Annotated in this window: 15 protein-coding genes; 6 read left to right on the top strand and 9 right to left on the bottom strand. The window is 71.0% G+C overall.

What is annotated here, in order from left to right:
• The first annotated feature begins 190 nt into the window (after positions 1-190).
• A complete protein-coding gene (locus tag OG430_RS27525; protein ID WP_327355285.1) occupies positions 191-2,764 on the top strand; it encodes a helicase-associated domain-containing protein in 2,574 nt (857 codons plus the stop codon).
• A 49-nt stretch (positions 2,765-2,813) separates the two neighbouring features.
• Here OG430_RS27525 and OG430_RS27520 read toward each other — a convergent pair whose 3' ends face one another.
• Complete coding sequence (locus OG430_RS27520) at positions 2,814-4,469, bottom strand: DNA repair helicase XPB (RefSeq protein ID WP_327355283.1); 1,656 nt, start codon at positions 4,467-4,469, stop codon at positions 2,814-2,816.
• 141 nt (positions 4,470-4,610) lie between these two features.
• Between OG430_RS27520 and OG430_RS27515 the strand changes: the two genes are divergently transcribed.
• Together OG430_RS27515 and OG430_RS27510 are read left to right on the top strand one after the other, a co-directional pair.
• Complete coding sequence (locus OG430_RS27515) at positions 4,611-4,832, top strand: type II toxin-antitoxin system VapB family antitoxin (protein ID WP_327355282.1); 222 nt, start codon at positions 4,611-4,613, stop codon at positions 4,830-4,832.
• Positions 4,833-5,246, top strand: coding sequence for a PIN domain-containing protein (locus tag OG430_RS27510; protein WP_327355281.1), 414 nt, complete (start codon positions 4,833-4,835; stop codon positions 5,244-5,246).
• 38 nt (positions 5,247-5,284) lie between these two features.
• Here OG430_RS27510 and OG430_RS27505 read toward each other — a convergent pair whose 3' ends face one another.
• Positions 5,285-6,433, bottom strand: coding sequence for a glycosyltransferase 87 family protein (locus tag OG430_RS27505; protein WP_327359238.1), 1,149 nt, complete (start codon positions 6,431-6,433; stop codon positions 5,285-5,287).
• A gap of 163 nt (positions 6,434-6,596) precedes the next feature.
• The gene (locus OG430_RS27500) at positions 6,597-6,794 is read right to left on the bottom strand and encodes a hypothetical protein (protein WP_327355280.1); all 198 of its coding nucleotides are present in this window, start codon (positions 6,792-6,794) and stop codon (positions 6,597-6,599) included.
• A 273-nt stretch (positions 6,795-7,067) separates the two neighbouring features.
• Between OG430_RS27500 and OG430_RS27495 the strand changes: the two genes are divergently transcribed.
• The gene (locus OG430_RS27495) at positions 7,068-9,143 is read left to right on the top strand and encodes a HelD family protein (protein WP_327355279.1); all 2,076 of its coding nucleotides are present in this window, start codon (positions 7,068-7,070) and stop codon (positions 9,141-9,143) included.
• A gap of 81 nt (positions 9,144-9,224) precedes the next feature.
• On the opposite strand, the gene OG430_RS27490 is transcribed toward OG430_RS27495, so the two are convergent.
• The 4 genes from OG430_RS27490 to OG430_RS27475 all read right to left on the bottom strand — a co-directional run bounded on the left by OG430_RS27490 (position 9,225) and on the right by OG430_RS27475 (position 12,470).
• Positions 9,225-9,974 carry a DUF6333 family protein gene (locus OG430_RS27490; RefSeq protein ID WP_327355278.1) on the bottom strand — a complete coding sequence of 250 codons (750 nt, stop codon included), beginning with the start codon at positions 9,972-9,974 and terminating at the stop codon, positions 9,225-9,227.
• Positions 9,975-10,028: 54 nt separating this feature from the next.
• A complete protein-coding gene (locus tag OG430_RS27485; protein ID WP_327355277.1) occupies positions 10,029-10,562 on the bottom strand; it encodes a GNAT family N-acetyltransferase in 534 nt (177 codons plus the stop codon).
• A gap of 136 nt (positions 10,563-10,698) precedes the next feature.
• Positions 10,699-11,397 carry a copper homeostasis protein CutC gene (locus OG430_RS27480; RefSeq protein WP_327355276.1) on the bottom strand — a complete coding sequence of 233 codons (699 nt, stop codon included), beginning with the start codon at positions 11,395-11,397 and terminating at the stop codon, positions 10,699-10,701.
• Positions 11,398-11,519: 122 nt separating this feature from the next.
• The gene (locus OG430_RS27475) at positions 11,520-12,470 is read right to left on the bottom strand and encodes a hypothetical protein (RefSeq protein WP_327355275.1); all 951 of its coding nucleotides are present in this window, start codon (positions 12,468-12,470) and stop codon (positions 11,520-11,522) included.
• Positions 12,471-12,716: 246 nt separating this feature from the next.
• Between OG430_RS27475 and OG430_RS27470 the strand changes: the two genes are divergently transcribed.
• On the top strand, positions 12,717-14,993 hold the full coding sequence (locus tag OG430_RS27470) for a heavy metal translocating P-type ATPase (protein WP_327355274.1): 2,277 nt from the start codon (positions 12,717-12,719) through the stop codon (positions 14,991-14,993).
• Positions 14,994-16,894: 1,901 nt separating this feature from the next.
• On the opposite strand, the gene OG430_RS27465 is transcribed toward OG430_RS27470, so the two are convergent.
• Positions 16,895-18,325: an MFS transporter gene (locus tag OG430_RS27465; RefSeq protein WP_327355273.1), complete on the bottom strand. Its 1,431-nt coding sequence runs from the start codon at positions 18,323-18,325 to the stop codon at positions 16,895-16,897.
• Between the two features lie 256 nt (positions 18,326-18,581).
• Here OG430_RS27465 and OG430_RS27460 point away from each other — a divergent pair, with 256 nt between their 5' ends.
• A complete protein-coding gene (locus OG430_RS27460; RefSeq protein ID WP_327355272.1) occupies positions 18,582-18,926 on the top strand; it encodes a DoxX family protein in 345 nt (114 codons plus the stop codon).
• Positions 18,927-19,319: 393 nt separating this feature from the next.
• Here OG430_RS27460 and OG430_RS27455 read toward each other — a convergent pair whose 3' ends face one another.
• Positions 19,320-19,979, bottom strand: coding sequence for a maleylpyruvate isomerase family mycothiol-dependent enzyme (locus tag OG430_RS27455; RefSeq protein WP_327355271.1), 660 nt, complete (start codon positions 19,977-19,979; stop codon positions 19,320-19,322).
• Between the last annotated feature and the right edge of the window lie 55 nt (positions 19,980-20,034).

Below are 20,034 nucleotides of genomic sequence, written 5' to 3'. Positions count from 1 at the left end.
CGGCCCGCCCGCCGTCTCTTCAGCCCGTCCGGCGTTTGAGGACACCGCCCGCAGGGCGGAAGGCGGCGCAGCCTTACGGGAAGGGGCGGGGAGGGGCGAAAGAAGGGGCCCGGGGCGGAGCCCCGCGACGCCCACCGGACCGGGGCCCGACCTACGACAGCCGAGAGCGGAACCTACTACCGTGGGGCGGATGAGGACCGAGAGCAACACCCCGGGCGGAGCCCCGCGCACGCTGGCCGAAGAGCTGAGGCAGCGCGACGACGAGTCGCTCGCCGCCCTGCTGCGGGCCCGCGGCGACCTGCTCAACCCGGTCCCCGGCGACCTCACGCAGCTCGCCACCCGAGCCGGAACCCGGGCCTCCGTGGTCCGCGCCCTCGAACGCCTCGACACCTTCGCCCTGCAGAGCGCCGAAGCCCTCGCGGTCGCGCCCGACCCGGCGACGTACGAACAACTCCTCGCCCTGCTCACGGGCGACGAGGGCGACACGTCCATCGAGGCCGCCCTGCCCCACGCCCTCGGCGTGCTGCGGGCGCAGGCCCTGGTGTGGGGCGGCGACGACCGGCTCCGCCTGGTGCGCACGGCCCGCGAACTGCTCGCGCCGTCACCCGGGCACCCTTCCCCCACCGGCCTCGGCCCGACCGTGGCGGAGGCGACGGCCGGGATGTCGCCGGGCCGGCTGCAGCAGTTGATCGCGGCGGCGGGCCTGAAGCCGACGCACGACGGGGTGTCCGCGGTAACGGCATTGGCCTCCCTCTTCGACGACCGTACGCGGATGTCGGCGCTCCTCGACGAGGCGCCGGTGGACGCCCTGGAGGTGCTCGGCCGGCTGACCTGGGGCCCGCCGCACGGCCAGGTCACCGCCAACCCGGCCCCGCATGTGCGCTGGCTCCTCGACCGCGGCCTGCTCCTGCCGACCGCGCCGGGCACGGTGGTGCTGCCGCGCGAGGCGGCGCTGCATCTGCGGGGCGGGCGGGCGCACCGGGCGGCCGAGCCGTTGCCGCCGCAGATCACGGCGGCGGCCGAGCACCGGCCGCAGGTGGTCGACTCGACGGCGGCGGGCCAGGCGTACACCGCGCTCGCGACGGTCGAGGAACTTCTGAAGGAGTGGCACGAGGGCGGCCCGGCGGTGCTGCGCTCGGGCGGTCTGAGCGTGCGGGACCTGAAGCGGACGGCGGTCGCGCTCGACGTGGCGGAGCCGATGGCGGCCTTCTGGGTCGAACTGGCTTATGCGGCAGGCTTGTTGGCGTCGGACGGCGAGGCCGACGAGCGGTACGCCCCGACACCCGCGTACGACGAGTGGCTGGAGACGCCACCCGCCGAGCGCTGGTCCCGCCTCGCCTCCGCCTGGCTGATGGCGACGCGCACCTCCGGCGTGGTGGGCGGCCGCGACATCAAGGAGCGCGCCCTGTCGGCACTCGGCCCCCACCTGGACCGCTCGGCGGCCCCGGAGGTCCGCCACCGCGTCCTCACCCTCCTGTCGGCCCTCCCCGAGGGCGCGTCCCCCACCCCGACCGGGGTCCTGGACCGCCTCCGCTGGGAACGCCCCTTGCGCGGCGCATCAGCACAGGGACAGGGAACGTCCGACCTACGGTCCCGCCTGGCCCAATGGACGCTGAACGAGGCGGAGTTGCTGGGAGTGACAGGTCGCGGCGCCCTGTCCTCACACGGGCGAGCACTGCTCGGCACCCCGGCAAATCCATCAAGTCCGGCAAACCCAGCCCGTCCGGCGCTTGAGGACACCGCCCGCAGGGCGGAAGGCGGCGCAGCCCTTGGGGAAGGGGCGGGGAGGGGAGAAAACCCCACCCAAGCCGAGCTGAAGATCCGAGCAGCCCTGGCCGCGGAACGCCTGACCCCCCTCCTCCCCGAGCCCCTGGACCACGTCCTACTACAGGCAGACCTCACAGCCGTGGCCCCAGGCCCCCTGAACCGCCCCCTGGCGGAAGCGCTGAGCGTCCTCGCCGACATCGAGTCAAAGGGCGGCGCCACGGTCTACCGCTTCACACCCGGGTCGGTGCGGCGAGCACTGGACGCCGGAAGGGCAGCCTCCGACCTGCACGCCTTCCTCGCCGAACACTCAAGGACCCCGGTCCCCCAACCCCTCACCTACCTCATCGACGACGTGGCCCGAAAGCACGGCCACCTGCGAATCGGCGCCGCCTCCGCCTACGTCCGCTGCGACGACGAGTCCGTCCTCAACGAGATCCTCGCCGACAAGCGCGCCCAGGGCCTGACCCTGCGCCGCCTCGCCCCCACCGTCCTGGCCACCCAGGCAGACCCGGGCACGCTGCTCGACGGCCTGCGCGCGATGGGCTTCGCCCCCGCGGCGGAGTCCGCCGACGGCGACGTACTGATCACCCGCGCGCACGCCCACCGCACCCCGCCCCGCACGGCCCCCGAGCCCGTCCCCGAGGGACCGCCGGTCCCGGACGACACGCTGCTCGGCGCGGCCGTACGCGCCATCCGCGCCGGCGACCTGGCATCCACCGCACCGCGCAAGCCCGTCACCCAGGGCGGCCTCCCGGGCGAACTCCCGCGCACCACCTCGGCGGAGACCCTTGCCACGATGCAGGCCGCGGTCATGACCGGGGACACGCTCTGGATCGGGTACGTCAACGCCGAGGGCTCCGCGAGCCAGCGCGTGATCGCCCCGATCCGGGTGGAGGGCGGCTTCGTGACGGCGTACGACCACACGGCCGACGAGGTGCGCACCTACCCGCTGCACCGCGTCACGGGCGTCGCGGAACTGGCGGAGGACGGGGCCTGAGCCCCGCCCTCGTACAGCCGGAAAACATCGAACGGGCCTGCCCGGACGGTCAGTTGCCCTGATCCTCCGCAAGCAGCTCGTCCGCGTCCATGATCCGGTACGCATACCCCTGCTCGGCCAGGAACCGCTGCCGGTGCGCCGCGAAGTCCTGGTCGATGGTGTCGCGCGCGACCACGGAGTAGAAGCGGGCCTCGTGCCCGTCCGCCTTCGGCCGCAGCACCCGGCCGAGGCGCTGTGCCTCTTCCTGCCGCGACCCGAACGTGCCCGACACCTGGATGGCGACGGTCGCCTCCGGCAGGTCGATGGAGAAGTTCGCGACCTTCGACACCACGAGGACGCTGATCTCGCCCTCGCGGAAGGCGCCGAACAGCTTCTCGCGCTGCGCGTTGCTGGTCTCGCCCTTGATGACGGGGGCGTCCAAGTGCTCGCCCAGCTCGTCGAGTTGGTCGATGTACTGGCCGATGACGAGGGTCTGCTGGCCCGCGTGCTTGCGTACCAGCGCCTCGGTGACCTTCCGCTTGGTCGCGGTGGTCGCGCAGAACCGGTACTTCTCCTCGGCCTCGGCGGTCGCGTACGCGAGCCGCTCGGAGTCCGTCAGATTGACGCGGACCTCGACACAGTCGGCGGGCGCGATGTAGCCCTGCGCCTCGATCTCCTTCCAGGGCGCGTCGAACCGCTTGGGCCCGATGAGCGAGAAGACGTCCGACTCCCGTCCGTCCTCGCGTACGAGGGTGGCGGTCAGCCCGAGCCGCCGGCGGGCCTGCAGATCCGCGGTGAACTTGAAGACCGGCGCGGGCAGCAGATGCACCTCGTCGTAGAGGATCAGGCCCCAGTCGCGGGAGTCGAAGAGCTCCAGGTGCGGATAGACGCCCTTCCGCCTCGTCGTGAGGACCTGGTACGTGGCGATGGTGACGGGCCGGATCTCCTTCCGGGTCCCGCTGTACTCGCCGATCTCCTCCTCGGTCAGGGACGTCCGCTTGATCAGCTCGTGCTTCCACTGGCGGGCGGAGACGGTGTTGGTGACGAGGATGAGCGTGGTCGCCTTGGCCTCGGCCATGGCCCCGGCGCCGACGAGCGTCTTGCCGGCTCCACAAGGCAGTACGACGACACCGCTGCCGCCGTGCCAGAAGTTCTCCACGGCCTGCTTCTGGTAGGGCCGCAGCGACCAGTCCGACTCGTCGAGCTCGATGGCGTGCGCCTCGCCGTCGACGTACCCGGCAAGGTCCTCGGCGGGCCAGCCCAGCTTCAGCAGGGTCTGCTTGATCTGGCCCCGCTCGGAGGGGTGCACGGCGACGGTGTCGGGGTCGATCCGGGCGCCGACCAGCGGTGTGACCCGCTTCGACCGCAGGATCTCCTCGAGGACCGGCCGGTCGGTGCTCGTCAGCACGAGCCCGTGCACGGGGTGCTTGCTGAGCGTGAGCCGTCCGTACCGGTCCATGGTCTCGGCGACGTCGACGAGCAGCGCGTGCGGCACCGGGTACCGGCTGAATTCCACCAGCGCGTCCACGACCTGCTCGGCGTCGTGCCCGGCGGCGCGCGCGTTCCACAGGCCGAGCGGTGTCAGCCGGTAGGTGTGGATGTGCTCGGGCGCCCGCTCCAGCTCGGCGAAGGGCGCGATGGCCCGGCGGCAGGCGTCGGCCTGCTCGTGGTCGACCTCGAGGAGCAGGGTCTTGTCGCTCTGGACGATCAACGGGCCTGAGTTCACGCGTCACCCTTTCCGGTGGGGCAAACCTCCAGTGTGCCGCATGTCGGTGGGGAGCCTGATACCTAATGGCAGAGCAGGGTACGGATGGCAGCAGTACTCTGTTTATGGATCCTGTTGTTCTTATATAACGGAGGTGCCGTCATGAGCCTGACCACCATTGACATCGACGACGACGCGTTGGCAGAGCTGATGCGGGTGACCGGCATAAGGACCAAGAAGGAGGCCGTCAACATGGCCATCCGGGAGGTCGCCGAGCGGAACAAGCGGATCGCCGCCATCGAGTACTACGCCGAGCAGGCCAAGGACTGGGACTACGAGGGCTGGAAGCAGCGACGCGACGCCGAGAAGGGACGGGTCAGGTAGGTGATCCAGTACCTCATCGACTCCTCCGCGCTCTGGCGCATTCAGCGCTCCAAGGAACTGCGCACCGCCTGGACCCCCGTGATCAGCGCGGGGTCCATCGGATCCTGCTGGCTTCAGCGCGCCGAATTCCGCGCGTCGGCACGAAGCGGCGCCGAGTACGACCGCATGACGGACATGTTCGCGACGCTCTACCCGGATGTGCCGGTCCCCAAGTCCGCGCCCCAGTGGATCGAGTCCACCCAGTACAGACTGGCCCAGGCGGGCGAGCACAAGGCCCTGTCCGCGCTCGACCTGGTCATCTCGGCAACGGCGGCGTTCCATCACCTGACGGTGCTGCACGACGACAACGACTTCGCGACTGCCGCCCGGACCGCCCGCGACCTCCGCGAGCGCAACATCCACAACATGCCCTGAGCCTGCCGCCGAACATGCCCTGAGCTGCCGCCGCGCTCCTACCCGCGCAACACCCCGGCCCCGACCTCCGAATCGGCCCCCCGGGGCTTCGGCACCATCGACGCCACGGACTCACGTCGCCGCCCCGCCACCACCAGCGGCAGCGCAAGCGCGAGCAGCGCGTACGGGGAGGCGAGCGGCTGCAGCCACCACGGGTAGTGCAGGTCCAGATCGCCCTGGTGCGGCATGATCCAGAAGGAGCGGGCCATGAACACGACCAGCACGAGGACCGCCATCTTCAGCCGCTCCTCCGCGATGAGCACCGCGAGCAGCGGCACGCACCACACCCAGTGATGGGACCAGCTGATCGGCGACACCAGGAGCGCGGTCAGCGCCGTGACCAGCACCCCCCACGGCTCGCTCGTGCGCTGGGCCCGCCGGGCCAGCCACAGCCCGCCGGCCCCGAGCAGCGCGGCGGGCGCGAGCCACAGCGGCCCCGGCTCCGGGTCGCTCAGGAGCCGGGCGACGAGGCCCTGCAGCGACTGGTTGTCGATGATCCAGGCCTTGCCGACCCGGGTGGTCTCGAAGATCCGCCGGGACCAGAACTCCACACTGGCGCCGGGCAGCACGAGCACCCCGAGCAGGGTGGCCCCGACGAACGAGGCGACGGCCGTGCCGGCCTCGCGTACCCGACCGGTGATCAGCAGATAGACGACGAAGATCCCGGGCGTCAGCTTCACCGCGGCCGCGATCCCGAGTGCGAACCCCTTGCCGACGGCACCGGCCGGCCGGGACAGGTCCCACAGGACGAGGCAGGCGAGGGCCAGGTTGATCTGGCCGAAGAGCAGGGTCTGGAAGACGGGCTCGAGCCACAGGCCGACCGCGGTGGCGGCGAGCACCAGCCAGGGCTTCGCCGGGACCTTCGCGAACCGGAAGGAGAGGTGCACCAGGAGCGCGAGCAGCGCGGCGTTCCCGATGACGAAGGCGGCCTTGAGGACCGACACGGGCACCCAGGTCGCCGGCACGAAGAGGATCGCGGCGAACGGCGGGTAGGTCGCGGGCAGCGCCCACTGAGTGACGGTAAATCCGTACAGATCACTGCCGTTGGCGACGGCGGCGCCCTCGGCCCGGTAGACGAGTATGTCGGCCATCGGGGTGGGCTGGAGGAGGCACAGCGCGGCGAAGGCGGCGAGAGAGACTGCGAGCAGCGCGCCCGACGCGAGGGTTCGGGGCGAGCGGAGATGCGTGGCAGTCGGGAAAGTCACGGGCGTGACCCTAGTGGATCAGCGGGGCCCGAGGCCTACGACGAGGCGTCGCCGAAGTGAAGGAAATCCGGCGCGGTCACGGCTCCGCGGTGCCGACGGTCACGGCTCAGCGGTGCCGGCGGACACCGGCCTCGGTCTCCTCGGCGTACTCCCCGAGGACGACCACGCCTATCGCTGCGCCGGCAAAGACCTTCACGGCGCGCAGGGCGTCGCCGACGCGGGGCTTGTGCTGCGTGCCGGTCACGGCGGTGGCGCCGCGGGGCCGGACGGGGGCGGGGGCTGGGTGGAACGTTGCGCTGCTCATGACTCAATTGTCGAATTCCGGCATACGTAGCACATCGACCTCTGGGCTGAATCGCCGGGCCCCCGGCATCCCCCCAAAGACAGAGGGAGTCCCCTACGGGGAGGACGTACGGCCCGGATAAAAAACCCGTTGGCACGGTGGGCATCCGGTGATCTAGACTCCTCCGTTCCCCGGCCTCCCCAGCGGAGTGCTGCTGCCCGGACGGAAACCGGGCGGCTGCCTATGTCCCGCGCACACCAGCGCACACCCGTGCACATACGGAGGCAGCACCCCATGTCCGGCCCCATGCCCGACCCCCTGCCCGACCCCCTGGCCCGCGAGCGCGCCCACCTCACCGCGTCCCGTACCGCCCTGCGTGCCATGCGCGCGGACGTCGAGGCCCTGGACATCCGCGATGTCACCGCGAACTGGGTCAACGCCGCGGTGCTGCAGAGCCAGATCGACGACCGCATCAAGGCCCTCGCCGACCTCTCCCACACCCCGCTCTTCTTCGGCCGCCTCGACTATCTGCACGCGGTCGGCGCCGAGCAGGCAGAAGGTGCGGAGGGCGAGCGTTTCTACATCGGCCGTCGGCACGTGCACGACGCCGACGGCGACCCGATGGTGATCGACTGGCGCGCCCCGGTCTCGCAGCCCTTCTACCGGGCGTCCAAGAAGGACCCCCTGGACGTGGGCCTGCGCCGCCGCTTCGGTTACACCGGCGGCGAGCTGACCGCGTACGAGGACGAACACCTCTCCGACCCGGCCGAGGCGGCCCAGACGAGCAAGCTGCTCCAGCAGGAGATCGAGCGCCCGCGCGTGGGCCCGATGCGCGACATCGTGGCGACGATCCAGCCCGAGCAGGACGAGATCGTACGTTCCGGCCTCGGCGGCACCGTCTGCGTCCAGGGCGGCCCCGGCACCGGAAAGACGGCGGTCGGCCTGCACCGAGTCGCGTACCTCCTGTACGCGCACCGTGAACGCCTCGCCCGCACCGGCACGCTCGTCATCGGACCGAACAAATCCTTCCTGCACTACATCGAGCAAGTCCTCCCGGCCCTGGGCGAGTTGGAGGTCAAGCAGGCCACGGTCGACGACCTGGTCGCGCACGTCGAGGTGCGGGGCGCGGACGAGGCCCAGGCGGCGGTGGTCAAGGGCGACGCCCGCATGGCGGAGGTCCTGCGCCGCGCCGTCCGCTCGCACGTGACGCTCCCCACCGAGCCCTTGATGGTCGTACGCGGCTCACGTCGCTGGCGCATCCCGGCCCACGAACTGGAGGCGATCGCCCAGGAGTTGCTGGACCGCGACATCCGCTACGGCGCCGCCCGTGACGCCCTGCCGCAGCGCATCGCGCACGCCGTCCTGGTCCGCATGGAGCAGGCGGGCGAGGCGCCCGACGACCGGGTGCAGGACGCGGTGGCGCGGGGCACCGCGGTGAAGGCGGCGGTCAAGGCGATCTGGCCGCCGGTCGACCCGGCCAAGCTGGTCCTTCGCCTGCTCGCGGAGCCGGAGTTCCTGGCCGCGCACGCGGACGGCATCCTGTCCGAGGACGAGCAGAAGACCATCCTCTGGACGCTGCCTGGATCTGGAAAAAGGGCGGCCCGCTCGGCGAAGTCGGCCAAGTGGTCCCTGGCCGACGCGGTGTTGATCGACGAGGCTCAGGACCTGGTCGCCCGCACCCACTCCCTCGGCCATGTCGTCCTCGACGAGGCGCAGGACCTCTCCCCCATGCAGTACCGGGCGGTGGGCCGCCGCTGCACGACGGGCTCGGCGACGATCCTCGGCGACCTGGCGCAGGGCACCACGCCCTGGGCGACCAGGAGTTGGGCCGAGGCGCTCACGCACCTCGGGAAGTCCGAGGCGGTGGTCGAGGAGCTGACGGCCGGTTTCCGCGTACCGCGCGAGGTGATCGCGTACGCGTCCCGGCTGCTGCCGGACATCGCGCCGGGCCTCGCGGAGGTGTCGTCGGTACGTGAGGCGCCGGGCTCTTTGTCGGTACGCCACGAGACCGACGACCTGGCCGCGGCGGCGGTCGCGGCCTGCGTGGAGTCGCTGGCGCACGAGGGATCGATCGGCCTGATCGCGGCCGATGCCCGCATTCCCGTACTGGCGAAGGCACTTGAGGAGGCCGGCCTCACCTACCTGGACCCGGGCGAGGAGACCACCCCCGACACCCGCCTGACCCTGGTCCCCGCGTCCCTGGCGAAGGGCCTGGAGTACGACTACGTGGTCCTCGACGAGCCCTCGGCGGTGGTGGCGGGCGAGCCGGACGAGCGGACGGGCCTGCGCCGCCTGTACGTGGCCCTGACCCGTGCGGTCTCGGGCCTGACCGTGGTGCACGGCACGCCGCTGCCGGAGCAGCTCCGCTAGGTGTTCCCGTCGGCCGGCTGTCCCCGTCGGTCAGCCGTTCCAGGCGGTCAGGCGTCCCAGGCGGCCAGGCGTCCCAGGCGGTCAGGCGTCCCAGTCGGCCAGGCGCCAGATCTCCTCCATCAGGGCCACGGCACCCTCGGTGTGCCGGACCCGGAACGCGGACATCTTGGGGGTCGGGAATCCCCACGGCGACCAGGGCCCGAGCGCGAGCGCCCCGAAGGCGTCCCAGTTCGTGTCGGAGGGGTCCTCGGACAGCTCGGCGTCCGTCCCGACCAGGGACTCGGCCGTGATGCCGAGCGCCTTCAGGACGGCGTGCGGGTCGCCCGTCAGATCCCAACGGTCGCCGCCCCAGCCCTCGGAGTGCAGCGTCGGCCCTTCGGGGAGGTAGACGGTGTGCTCGTGGTGATCCGCACCCATGTCGGAGTCGACGGACCCGATGATCCGGGCGTCGGGGTAGCGCTCGCGGAGGGCTTCGGTCTGTTCGAGTACGGGGCAGTCGTTGCCGTTGTCCACGAGGGCGGGGTCGGATATGCCGATGACGTTGCCCCAGCAGCCGACGGTGATGACGTCCAGGTCGGCCCGCGTCCACGGGGAGCCGCCCGGGAGGGCGTCGGTGAGGGGGAGCTCTTCGAGGACGGCGTCCACGGTCCCGAAGGCCTCGGCGAACTCCCGGGCCCGCACCGGGTCGTGGGGCGCGAGCTCCTTGACCGTGACATGTGTGCTGGGCCCGGTGCCGACGGGGAAGGGCGGGCGGACGAGGGTGATGGTGTACTCACCGTGCCCGCGCACCTCACGGTCGGCCGGAACCGTCCAGAAGTTGTCTTCGCTCATGGCCGCCACGGTAGGGCCGAGCACTGACAACCGCCGTCCGCGTGGCGGGAGTTGTCAGGCCTGGTACTCGGTGAGATCGATCGCATGGATCTGCAGCTGATGGCCGAACTCGGGATGGACCACATCGCGCTCCAGCGTCATCCCCAGCTTGCGCATGACGTTCCCGGAGGCGGTGTTACCGGTCCGGTCGATGCTGATGACGCGATCCAGGCCCCGGTCCTGAAGGGCGAACTCCAAGGTGGCCTGGGCGGCTTCGGAGGCGTACCCCTGGCCCCAGAACTGCCGGCCGAGCCGCCAGCCGATCGCCACCTCGTGCGCCAGCTCGGGCAGGAAGGTGGGCACGGAGAGCCCGGTGAATCCGGCCAGCTCGCCGGACCCGAGCAGCTCGACGGCGAAGAGCCCGAACCCTTCGTCGTCCCACTCCTCCTCGACCCGCTCCAGAAACTCGGCGGTCTCCTCAAGATCCTGGACGTCCCCGTCCCCGATCCATTGCATGACGGCGGGGTCGGCGTTGATCTCGGCCATGGGCACGAGGTCGTCGTCGCTCCAGCGGCGAAGGATGAGGCGGGGGGTGCGGATCTCGGTCATGAACCGATCTTCCCCCCACCCCGCCCCTTCCCGAAATCCTGCGGAGCTTCAGGGCTCATTCATCAGCCCGTCCGGCGTTTGAGGACAATCTTTGAAGCCGGCGGCAGCCTTACGGGAAGGGGCGGGTAGGGGAAAATTACGCGTCCACGGCCGCACGCCACTCAGCCACGGCGGCAGCCGAAACCGGAGCCGACCACCCGGAGGGCCGCGCCGCACTCCCGATGTGGAACGCGTCGACACCCCCCGCCTTCAACTGCGGAAGGTGCGAGAGGGCCAGCCCTCCGCCCACCAGAATCTGCGGCTCATACCCGGGCTCCCCACGCCGCGAGGCCTCGGCCAACAGCGTAGGCATCCCCTCATCGACCCCGCCGGCGGCACCCGCCGTCAGATACGTATCCAGCCCCGGCAACTCCCCAAGCTGCTTCCGCAACGAGTCCCGATCGGCGGCCCGATCAATGGCCCGGTGGAACGTCCACCGCGCCCCGTCCAGCGCCTCGACAACCCGCTCCACGGCACCCAGATCCGCCCCACCCGTCTCATCGAGGAAGCCGAGCACGAACTCGTCCGCGCCCTCCGCCCGAAGTGCCCGCGCAGAACGCACCAGCGCATCCACGTCCCCGGCATCCCCGGCGGCAAAGCCGTCCGAGGCCCGCAGCATCACGCGCAGCGAGATATCCACGGAGGAGCGGATCGCGGCAAAGGTCTCCAGGGACGGCGTGAGCCCGTCCGCGGCCATGTCCGAGACCATCTCGAGGCGGTCCGCACCTCCGGCCTGGGCGGCGATCGCGTCCTCGGCGTCGAGGGCGATCACCTCCAGGACTGCACGCTTGCTCATGGGACCCCAATCTCACTGAAGGCGGCTACAGGACTTATAGGTCTAGTCCAATAGTCCAGAGTACGCGCCCCAGAGCCGCCCCGGGTGCCGATCAGCGCCGATCAGCCCTCGATCGGCCCCGATCAGTGCGCATGCCCGGACTCGCCTTCCTCCTCACGCCCCGCCCCGGCCCCCGAGTCGGAGCCGGCCACGGCCCCACCCGCAGTCACCGTGAACGCCGCCGTCCGCACCTCTCCACCGTGCTTGAAGTCCAGGAAGAGCCGGTACGCGCCCTTGCTCGGCGCGGTCGCCGTGAAGGAGACCTCCGGGCCGGGCCCGCCCTCGTTCGGGTGGACGTGCAGATAGGCGAGGTCCCCGGAGCGCAGCGCGACGAGATGTCCGTACGCCCCCAGATAGGGCTGCAGGTCCGTCACCGGCTTGCCCCCCTTCGCCACGCTGAGCCGCAGCTCACCGGCCTTGCCGGGGGTCAGCTTCCCGGCGAGCTTCACCTCGTAGCCGTCGACCTCGTCGACCGCGTTCACCGCGGGCAGCTCGCGCGGCGCGTACTTCCCGGAGACGGCCAGGTCCGACCCCAGCGTCAGCCCTTCCTTCGCGCCCTTCGCCTTGAAGTCGGCGAACACCCGGTAGCCGCCCGCCTGCTCCAGCTCCACCGGCGTGGACCAGGTCCCGTCGGCGGCCCGCGTGGGGTGCAGATGCCGGAACACCCCGAGGTCCCGGGACGCGATGATCAGGTGCAGTTCCTTCTCGTGTTCCCGCTCGTACGCGGTGACCTTGCGCCCCGCGTCGTCCTCGATGGCGAAACTGAGCGTGGCGCGCTTGCCTGCGTCGAGGCGGCGGGTCTCCAGGTCGAGGGTGTAGCCGCCCTGGGACACCTGCAGCCCACCGGGAATCTCGACGGCGGCAGCCCCACCCTCGGCCGCCCCCTTCCCCTTCTCCCCGTGCCCGGCATGCGAGGCGCCGCCCTTGTCCGCCTTCGCCACGACGGGGTCGACCCCGCTGCCCACTCCGTACGCGGTGCCGAAGGTGGCGGCGAGCGCGGCCGCGAAGACGGTGATCTTCAGTCCGGTGTTCATGACGAGCTCCTGTCGATGCGATGCCTGATGTGCGATGCCTGACGTGCAATGCCTGACGTGCAATGCCTGACGATGCACATGAAGATACCCCCTAGGGGTATGAAGTCAAGCGGTGGGAGCCCCTTGCATCGAATGGGGTGGGGGGGTATACATGAATCCAGCACGAGAGATACCCCCAGGGGGTACTCGGAGCAGTGTCACCAAGACCGGCCAAAGCAAAGACTCACCACGACCGAGGAGCAGAACATGTCCACCCCGACCCGGGAAGCGGCCAGCGTCGAGCTCGCCATCGGCGGCATGACCTGCGCCTCCTGCGCCGCCCGCATCGAGAAGAAGCTCAACCGCATGGAGGGCGTCGAGGCGACCGTCAACTACGCCACCGAGAAGGCGAAGGTCAGCTTCCGTGAGGACATCGCGGTCCAGGACCTGATCGCCACGGTCGAGGCGACCGGCTACACGGCGAAGGAGCCGGAACCGCCGAGAACAGCGGCCGGCCCCGGCGACGTACCGACGGCGGAACAGGAGGAGCAGGCGGCCGCGGACGAACTGCGCCCCCTGCGCCAGCGCCTGACCGCGGCCGTCGCGCTCGCCGTCCCGGTGATCGCCATGGCGATGATCCCGGCGCTGCAGTTCGAGTACTGGCAGTGGCTGTCACTGACCCTCGCCGCGCCCGTGGTGACGTACGCCGCCTGGCCCTTCCACCGGGCCGCCTGGACGAACGCCAAGCACGGCGCGGCGACGATGGACACACTGATCTCGGTCGGTACGTCGGCGGCCTTCCTCTGGTCGCTGTGGGCGCTGTTCTTCGGCACGGCGGGCACGCCCGGCATGACACACCCCTTCGAGCTGACCATCGCCCGCACGGACGGCGCGGGGAACATCTACCTCGAAGCGGCAGCCGGTGTGACGGCCTTCATCCTGGCGGGCCGCTACTTCGAGGCCCGCTCGAAGCGGAAGGCGGGCGCGGCGCTCAAGGCGCTGCTGCAGCTCGGCGCGAAGGACGTCACGGTCATCCGCGCGGACGGCGGCGAAGAGACCATCCCCACCGCCGAGTTGAAGGTCGGCGACCGCTTCCTGGTCCGGCCCGGCGAGAAGATCGCCACGGACGGCCTGGTGGTCGAGGGCTCCTCGGCCGTGGACGCGTCGATGCTGACCGGGGAGTCGGTACCGGTGGAGGTCGCGGTCGGCGACGCGGTGACCGGCGCGACCCTGAACGCGGGCGGCCGCCTGGTCGTCGAGGCCACCCGGGTCGGTGCCGACACCCAACTGGCCAGGATGGCCAAGCTCGTTGAGGACGCGCAGAACGGCAAGGCGGCGGCCCAGCGGCTCGCCGACAAGATCTCCGGCGTCTTCGTCCCGGTCGTGATCGGCCTCGCCCTCGCCACCCTCGGCTTCTGGCTCGGCAACGGCTCCGGACTGACCGCCGCCTTCACCGCCGCGGTCGCCGTCCTGATCATCGCCTGCCCCTGCGCCCTGGGCCTCGCCACTCCGACCGCGCTCATGGTCGGCACCGGGCGCGGCGCCCAACTCGGCATCCTGATCAAGGGCCCGGAGGTCCTGGAGACGACCCGCAAGGTCGACACGATCGTCCTCGACAAGACCGGCACGGTGACGACGGGCCGCATGGCTCTGCTCGCCACGCACACCGCTGAGGGTGTTCCGGAGTCCGAAGTCCTGCGCCTGGCAGGCGCGTTGGAGCACGCCTCGGAGCACCCCATCGCCCAGGCGGTCGCCGCGGGCGCTGTTCAGCAGATCGGTGCGCTGCCCACCCCGGAGGACTTCACCAACGTCGCCGGCCTCGGCGTCCAGGGCGTCGTCGAGGGCCACGCGGTCCTGGTCGGCCGCGAGAAGCTGCTCGCCGAGTGGGCGATCACGCTCCCCGTGGAGCTGGAGCGCGCCAAGGCCTCCGCCGAAGCCGCCGGCCGTACGGCCATCGCGGTGGCCTGGGACGGCGAGGCCCGCGCGGTCCTCGAGGTCGCGGACGCGGTGAAGGAGACGAGCCCGGAGGCCATCCGGCGCCTGCGCGCGCTGGGCCTGACCCCGATCCTCCTCACCGGCGACAACCAGGCGGTTGCCGAGTCGGTCGCCGCGGAGGTGGGGATCGCCCCGGAGCACGTGATCGCGGAGGTCATGCCCGAGGACAAGGTCGACGTGGTCAAGCGGCTCCAGTCGGAGGGCAAGTCGGTCGCGATGGTCGGCGACGGCGTCAACGACGCGGCGGCGCTGGCACAGGCTGACCTGGGGTTGGCCATGGGTACGGGTACGGATGCGGCGATCGAGGCGGGCGATCTGACGCTCGTACGCGGTGACTTGAGGTCCGCCGCGGACGCGATCCGGCTCTCGCGGAAGACGCTGGGCACGATCAAGTCGAACCTGTTCTGGGCCTTCGCCTACAACGTGGCGGCGATTCCGCTGGCGGCGGCGGGGCTGTTGAACCCGATGATCGCGGGGGCGGCGATGGCGTTCTCGTCGGTCTTCGTGGTGGCGAACTCGCTGCGGCTGCGGGGGTTCAAGGCGGCGTAGCTCTCCGGAGGTTCTACCGAAAGCTCTCAAGCGCTGGACGGGCTGACTTGGTCAGCCCGTCCAGCGTTTTCGTCTGCGGCGTTTTCGTCCGAGGCGCTCTCGTCCGAGGCCCCTGGCGAAGCCGCGCCTTGAGGCCTGAGGCCTGAGGCCTGAGGTAACTGCTCAACTGCTCAACTGCCTGATTGCGTGGCTGGGGTGGGTGGGTGGTTGCGCGGACCTCCGTCTGTTTCGTTGTCGGCTGCGGGTGTTCGGTGGCTGGCTTTCCCCAACTGATGTCAGTACGGGGCCCAGGAGGAAAGTTGCCGGTGATGGAAGAGGTGGGGGAAGAGCAAAGACAAAAGACAAAAGACCGCAGCGAGAGAAGGGGATGGAGGGGGGAGGGGGAGGGGGCTGGAGGGGAAGTGCGGGCCCGGCGGGGGGAGGTGCGGGCTTGGGACGGGGAAGTGCGGGCCCGGTGGGGGAAGTGCTGGCCCGGGGCTGGGAGTGCGAGCCCGGGAGGGGGGAGACGCGAGCCCGGTGGGGGGATGCGGGCTCGGGACGGGATAGTGCGGGCCTGGTGGGGGAGGCGCTGGCCCGGGACGGGGAGATACGGGCTCGGGACGGGGAAGTGCGGGTCCGGTGGGGGTGGGCGGGGGCTCGGAGGGCGGGCGAGGGCCCGAAGGGCGGGCGAGGAAAGGGGACGGGCGAGGACTTGGGGGCGGCTGGGGGCTCGGAGGGCAGGCTGGGGGCCTAGTGGGGGAAAACGGGCAACAGAACCACCACAAAAGGGACGCTCTCGCGCCCCATTCCCCCCACTAAGCCTCCAGACCCCGCCCTCCGCCGCCTCGCGGCAGGAAAGGGGCTCACCTAACGGGCAAACCGGGCACCCCGACGCCACCTTCCGCCCGGCCAGCCCCAGCCTCCCGGTCCCGGGCTCACGTCTCCCCCTCCCGAGCTCACACCCCCTGTCCCGGGCCAGCGCTTCCCCCGCCGGGCCTGCACTTCCCCGCCCCGAGCCCGCATCTCCCCCCACCGGACCCGCACTTCCCCGCCCCGAGCCCGCGTCTCCCCCCACCGGACCCGCACTTCCCCGTCCCGGGCCCGCGTCTCCCCCTCCCGAGCCCGCACTCCCAGCCCCGAGCCAGCACTTCCCCCCGCCGGGCCCGCACTTCTCCGTCCCGGGGCCCGCATCTCCCCCCGTCGGACCCGCACTTCCCCGTCCCGAGCCCGCGTCCCCCCTCCCGAGCCCGCACTTCCTTCCCCGCCGGGCCAGCGCTTCCCCCACCGAACCCGCACCTCCCCGTCCCGAGCCCGCACCTCCCCCCACCGGCTCGCGTCTCCCCCTCCTGAGCTCGCACTCCCCGTCCCGAGCCCGCACCTCCCCCCGCCGGGCCTGCACTTCCCCTCCATCCCCTTTCTCTCGCTGCGGTCTTTGTCTTTGCCCTGCCCCCGCCTCTTCCATCACCGGCAGCCACCTCCCCGGGCCCCGTACTGACAGCAATTGGGGAAAGCCAGCCACCGAGCGCCCGCAGCCAGCAACGAAACAGACGGAGGTCCGCGCAACCACCCACCCCCACCAGCCACGCAATCAGGCAGTTGAGCAGTTGAGCAGTTGCCCCTACCCCCACCCCGATCGCCCACCCCTCCGCCGCGCCCCCGCCCCAAGCTCACACCACACGACCTAGCCGGAATCCCGCTCCCCACCCCACCCCCACCTCCCCGCGAGGGCGGACACGAGCAACAGCCGAGAACCGTGTGCACCACCCCGCGCAGCAACGAGTTCGGCGACACGGTCCAGCTGGGCCAGTGGATGAGCGACGCGTCCAGGTTCCCCCGCTACCGCCCAACGCACTGAGCCACCCCGAACCACCCTTATGGAAAGGGCACTTCGAGGTGGCTCCAAGCGATCCGCGTTCCCGTGGCTACACATGGACCCCCTCGTCCACAGCCTGTGCAGAACGGCCCGAGCCCGAGCCCGAACCGCGCATCACCAGCAACGTGACAACCCCGCCCAGCGCCGCGACGCCCGCCGCCCCGACGAACGCGGCCCGGAACCCATCCGTCAGCGCGCCCAAGTCCCCCAGCTGACCGGCACCTCGCGAGGTGGCAAGAGCGGTCAAAGCCGCCAGCCCCAACGCCGACCCCACCTGATAGGTCGTGTTCACGATCCCGGACGCCAACCCCGCCTGCTCCTGCGGAGCCCCTGAAAGCGCGGCCATCATCGCCGGGATGTAGGCCAGCGACATCCCGAGCGCGGCCACCAGCGACGCCGGCAGCACGTCCACCACGAACGACCCGGTGGGCTCCACGGCGGACAGCCACACCAACCCCAGCGCCAGGACCAACAACCCCGCCCCGATCAGCGACTTGGCGCCGAAGCGGGCCAGCAGCCTGGCCGTGATGGCGGTCATGAAGATCATCAGCAGTACGGTCGTCGGGAGCAGGGCCGCCCCCGACGCGAACGCGCCGTATCCCAGCACCTGCTGCAGGTAGAGGTTGAGGAAGTACCACATCGGAATCCAGGCCGCGCCAAGGAGCGCCATCGCCAGGTTCGACGACCCGAGCCGCGGCACCCGCCAGATCCCGAGCGGCATCAACGGCTCCCGCACACTCCGCTGAAGGACGAAGAAGAGCCCCAACAGCCCAGCAGCGCCCACAAGTTGGAGGACCGTACCCGCCGATCCCCAGCCGACCTCCGGCGCCCGCACCACCGCGAACACAGCGAGCGCGAGCCCCGCCGTGACCGCCGCAGCCCCGAGCACGTCCACGGAACCGCCCCGCCGGCCCACCTCGGGCAGCAGCTTCACGGCCGCCAGCGTGGCGACGCCGATCGGTACGTAGATGATGAAGATCCACGGCCAGCTCAGCCACTCGGTGAAGACGCCCCCGAGGAACACGCCCGCCGTACCGCCGGCCGGCGCCGCGGCACCGTACAGCGCCATCGCCTTGCCGAGCTCCTTCGGGTCGTGCGCGAAGAGCATCATCAGCAGGGTCATCGCAGCGGGCGCGATCAGCGCACCGCCCACGCCCTGCACGGCCCGCCCGACGACCTCGACCCAGGCGGTCTGCGCGGCGGCCGCAACAACAGACCCCCCGATCAGGACGACCCACCCGGCGCTGAACACCCGTCGCGCGCCGAGCAGATCGGACAGTCGCCCACCGAGCAGCAACAGCCCGCCGAACGCGATGACGTACGCGTTGAACACCCACTGCAACTCGCCCTGCGAGAAGCCCAGATCCTCGCGCATCTTCGGCAGGGCCACTCCGATGATGCTCGTATCCATGATCACCATGAACTGCGCGGCGGCGAGCACGAGCAGTGCCCACCAGCGACGCGGGTTTGTGGTTGGCATTTCCACCCCGACCTTTCCCTCTCGACTCAGCCATATACCCCTATGGGGTATAGCTGGATGAACGAGACGGGAAGCTAGCATGCCCCCAGGGGGTATGCAAGAGCGGGATGTCGATGGGGAGTTGGGAGATGTCCGAGGGGGGAGTCGGCGGAGGGGCGGTCACCTTTCCCGCACCCCACCCGTCGCACGAGTGGAAGCACCAGCCCGGACCCACGGCCCGGACCCACGGATCGCAGCTACCACTCAGGAGAAACCGATGTTCACCGCATACGTCGCCGTCGCAGCCGTCACCATCGCAGCGAACGTCTACGACTCCGTCATCAGCCTGCTGCGCACCGAGGCGGTCCTCGCCAACTCGGCCAAGGTCGGCGTGCCCGAGTCCTGGCTGACCCCGCTGGCCCTGCTGAAGCTCGCAGGGTCGGCGGGGCTGCTCCTCGGTCTGCTCGGGGTGCCGCTCATCGATGTCGCCGCGGCGGCCGGCCTCGTGGCCTTCTTCGTGGGCGCGCTGATCACTCACGTACGCGCCCGCGTCTTCTACAACATCGCGTTCCCAGGGGCCTATCTCGCCCTGGCGATCGCCTCGTTGGTACTGGCCCTCTAGGGCGTGTCCGGCGGATCTTCGCGGAAGAGCCCGCGGCGTCTGGTGCGTGCTCTCGGCGTGCGCCCGGATCGCCCTCGTACTGGACGTACTTGGGTGATTCGGGCGTGCGGCGAGCGGGGGCACCCCCGGCCGGAGGCTGGGGGCGCGTGCCAGGCGTCGTGGGCCCGCGAAGATCCGCCGGACACGCCCTAGGGCCTGTCTTCAAACTCCCGTCGTCGCCCGAAGGGCGGCCTTGCGGCGTCTGGTGCGTGCTCTCGGCGTGCCGGGCGGAAGTCCTCGTACCGGGCGTACTCGGGCTTTCGCCCGGTGCGGCGAGAGGGGGTCCCCCCTGCTCGAAGAGCTTGGGGGAGCGTGCCAGGCGTCGCGAGGCAGACGGGAGTTTGAAGACAGGCCCTAGCCCCCGAACAGATTCAGCTCGGCCACCTTCGCCCCCGCCAGCTCATACCGAACCCCGATCACCGGCCGCCCGGCGCACAGCCGGACCAGGGTCGCGGCATCCCCGATGAACCGGGCCGGAGTCCGCTCCCCGGAGGCCACCCCGAGCACCAGCGGCTCGTCACGCCCGTCCAGGTCCGCGTGTACGGGAATGCCATTGCCCTGCTGCGACGTCAGCACCAACAGGTCGAGGGCGTACGCCAACCCCTCCCCGGCATAGGCACCGGGCTCGCCCAGCGCCTCCCGTACGTCCCCCGCGTGAATCCACTCCCCCAGCGCCACCGCATCGAACAGCCCACCGGACTTGGCGATGACCGGCCCGGCCTCACCCATCGCCCGCTCCAGCTCGTCGACGACCTCCTGGTTCGACCAGGAGGCGCGCTCGGCGATGTCCCGGTCATTGCCCTCGGGCGAGAACGCGCCTTCCTCGAAGCGGCTCTCGATGACGCGCATCAGGGCCGAGCCGCAGTGCGCGAGCACATCGCGCACGGTCCAGCCGGGACAGCAGGTCGAGAGCGCGAAGTCGTCGTCGGGCCGGGACCTCAACAGCGGTATCAGGGCGTCTCGTTCGGTCCGGAGGAGCAGCCCGGGAAGCTCAGGATCGTGAGTGTCAGCCATGGCCGCACAGTACGGTCCGCCCCCGGACATCTCCATGGGCCCGCACCGGTTGTCG

Origin of the sequence: Streptomyces sp. NBC_01304 (assembly GCF_035975855.1) — a bacterium.
Lineage (GTDB): Bacteria > Actinomycetota > Actinomycetes > Streptomycetales > Streptomycetaceae > Streptomyces.
The sequence above is the reverse complement of the archived record's forward strand: the minus strand, read 5'-3'. Positions and strand labels throughout refer to the sequence as shown.

Coding starts and splice junctions, on each gene's coding strand:
- OG430_RS27525 (WP_327355285.1), top strand. CDS start 191: ATGAGGACCGAGAGCAACACCCCGGGCGGAGCCCCGCGCACGCTGGCC.
- OG430_RS27515 (WP_327355282.1), top strand. CDS start 4,611: ATGAGCCTGACCACCATTGACATCGACGACGACGCGTTGGCAGAGCTG.
- OG430_RS27500 (WP_327355280.1), bottom strand. CDS start 6,794: ATGAGCAGCGCAACGTTCCACCCAGCCCCCGCCCCCGTCCGGCCCCGC.
- OG430_RS27495 (WP_327355279.1), top strand. CDS start 7,068: ATGTCCGGCCCCATGCCCGACCCCCTGCCCGACCCCCTGGCCCGCGAG.
- OG430_RS27490 (WP_327355278.1), bottom strand. CDS start 9,974: ATGAGCGAAGACAACTTCTGGACGGTTCCGGCCGACCGTGAGGTGCGC.
- OG430_RS27485 (WP_327355277.1), bottom strand. CDS start 10,562: ATGACCGAGATCCGCACCCCCCGCCTCATCCTTCGCCGCTGGAGCGAC.
- OG430_RS27480 (WP_327355276.1), bottom strand. CDS start 11,397: ATGAGCAAGCGTGCAGTCCTGGAGGTGATCGCCCTCGACGCCGAGGAC.
- OG430_RS27475 (WP_327355275.1), bottom strand. CDS start 12,470: ATGAACACCGGACTGAAGATCACCGTCTTCGCGGCCGCGCTCGCCGCC.
- OG430_RS27470 (WP_327355274.1), top strand. CDS start 12,717: ATGTCCACCCCGACCCGGGAAGCGGCCAGCGTCGAGCTCGCCATCGGC.
- OG430_RS27465 (WP_327355273.1), bottom strand. CDS start 18,325: ATGCCAACCACAAACCCGCGTCGCTGGTGGGCACTGCTCGTGCTCGCC.
- OG430_RS27460 (WP_327355272.1), top strand. CDS start 18,582: ATGTTCACCGCATACGTCGCCGTCGCAGCCGTCACCATCGCAGCGAAC.
- OG430_RS27455 (WP_327355271.1), bottom strand. CDS start 19,979: ATGGCTGACACTCACGATCCTGAGCTTCCCGGGCTGCTCCTCCGGACC.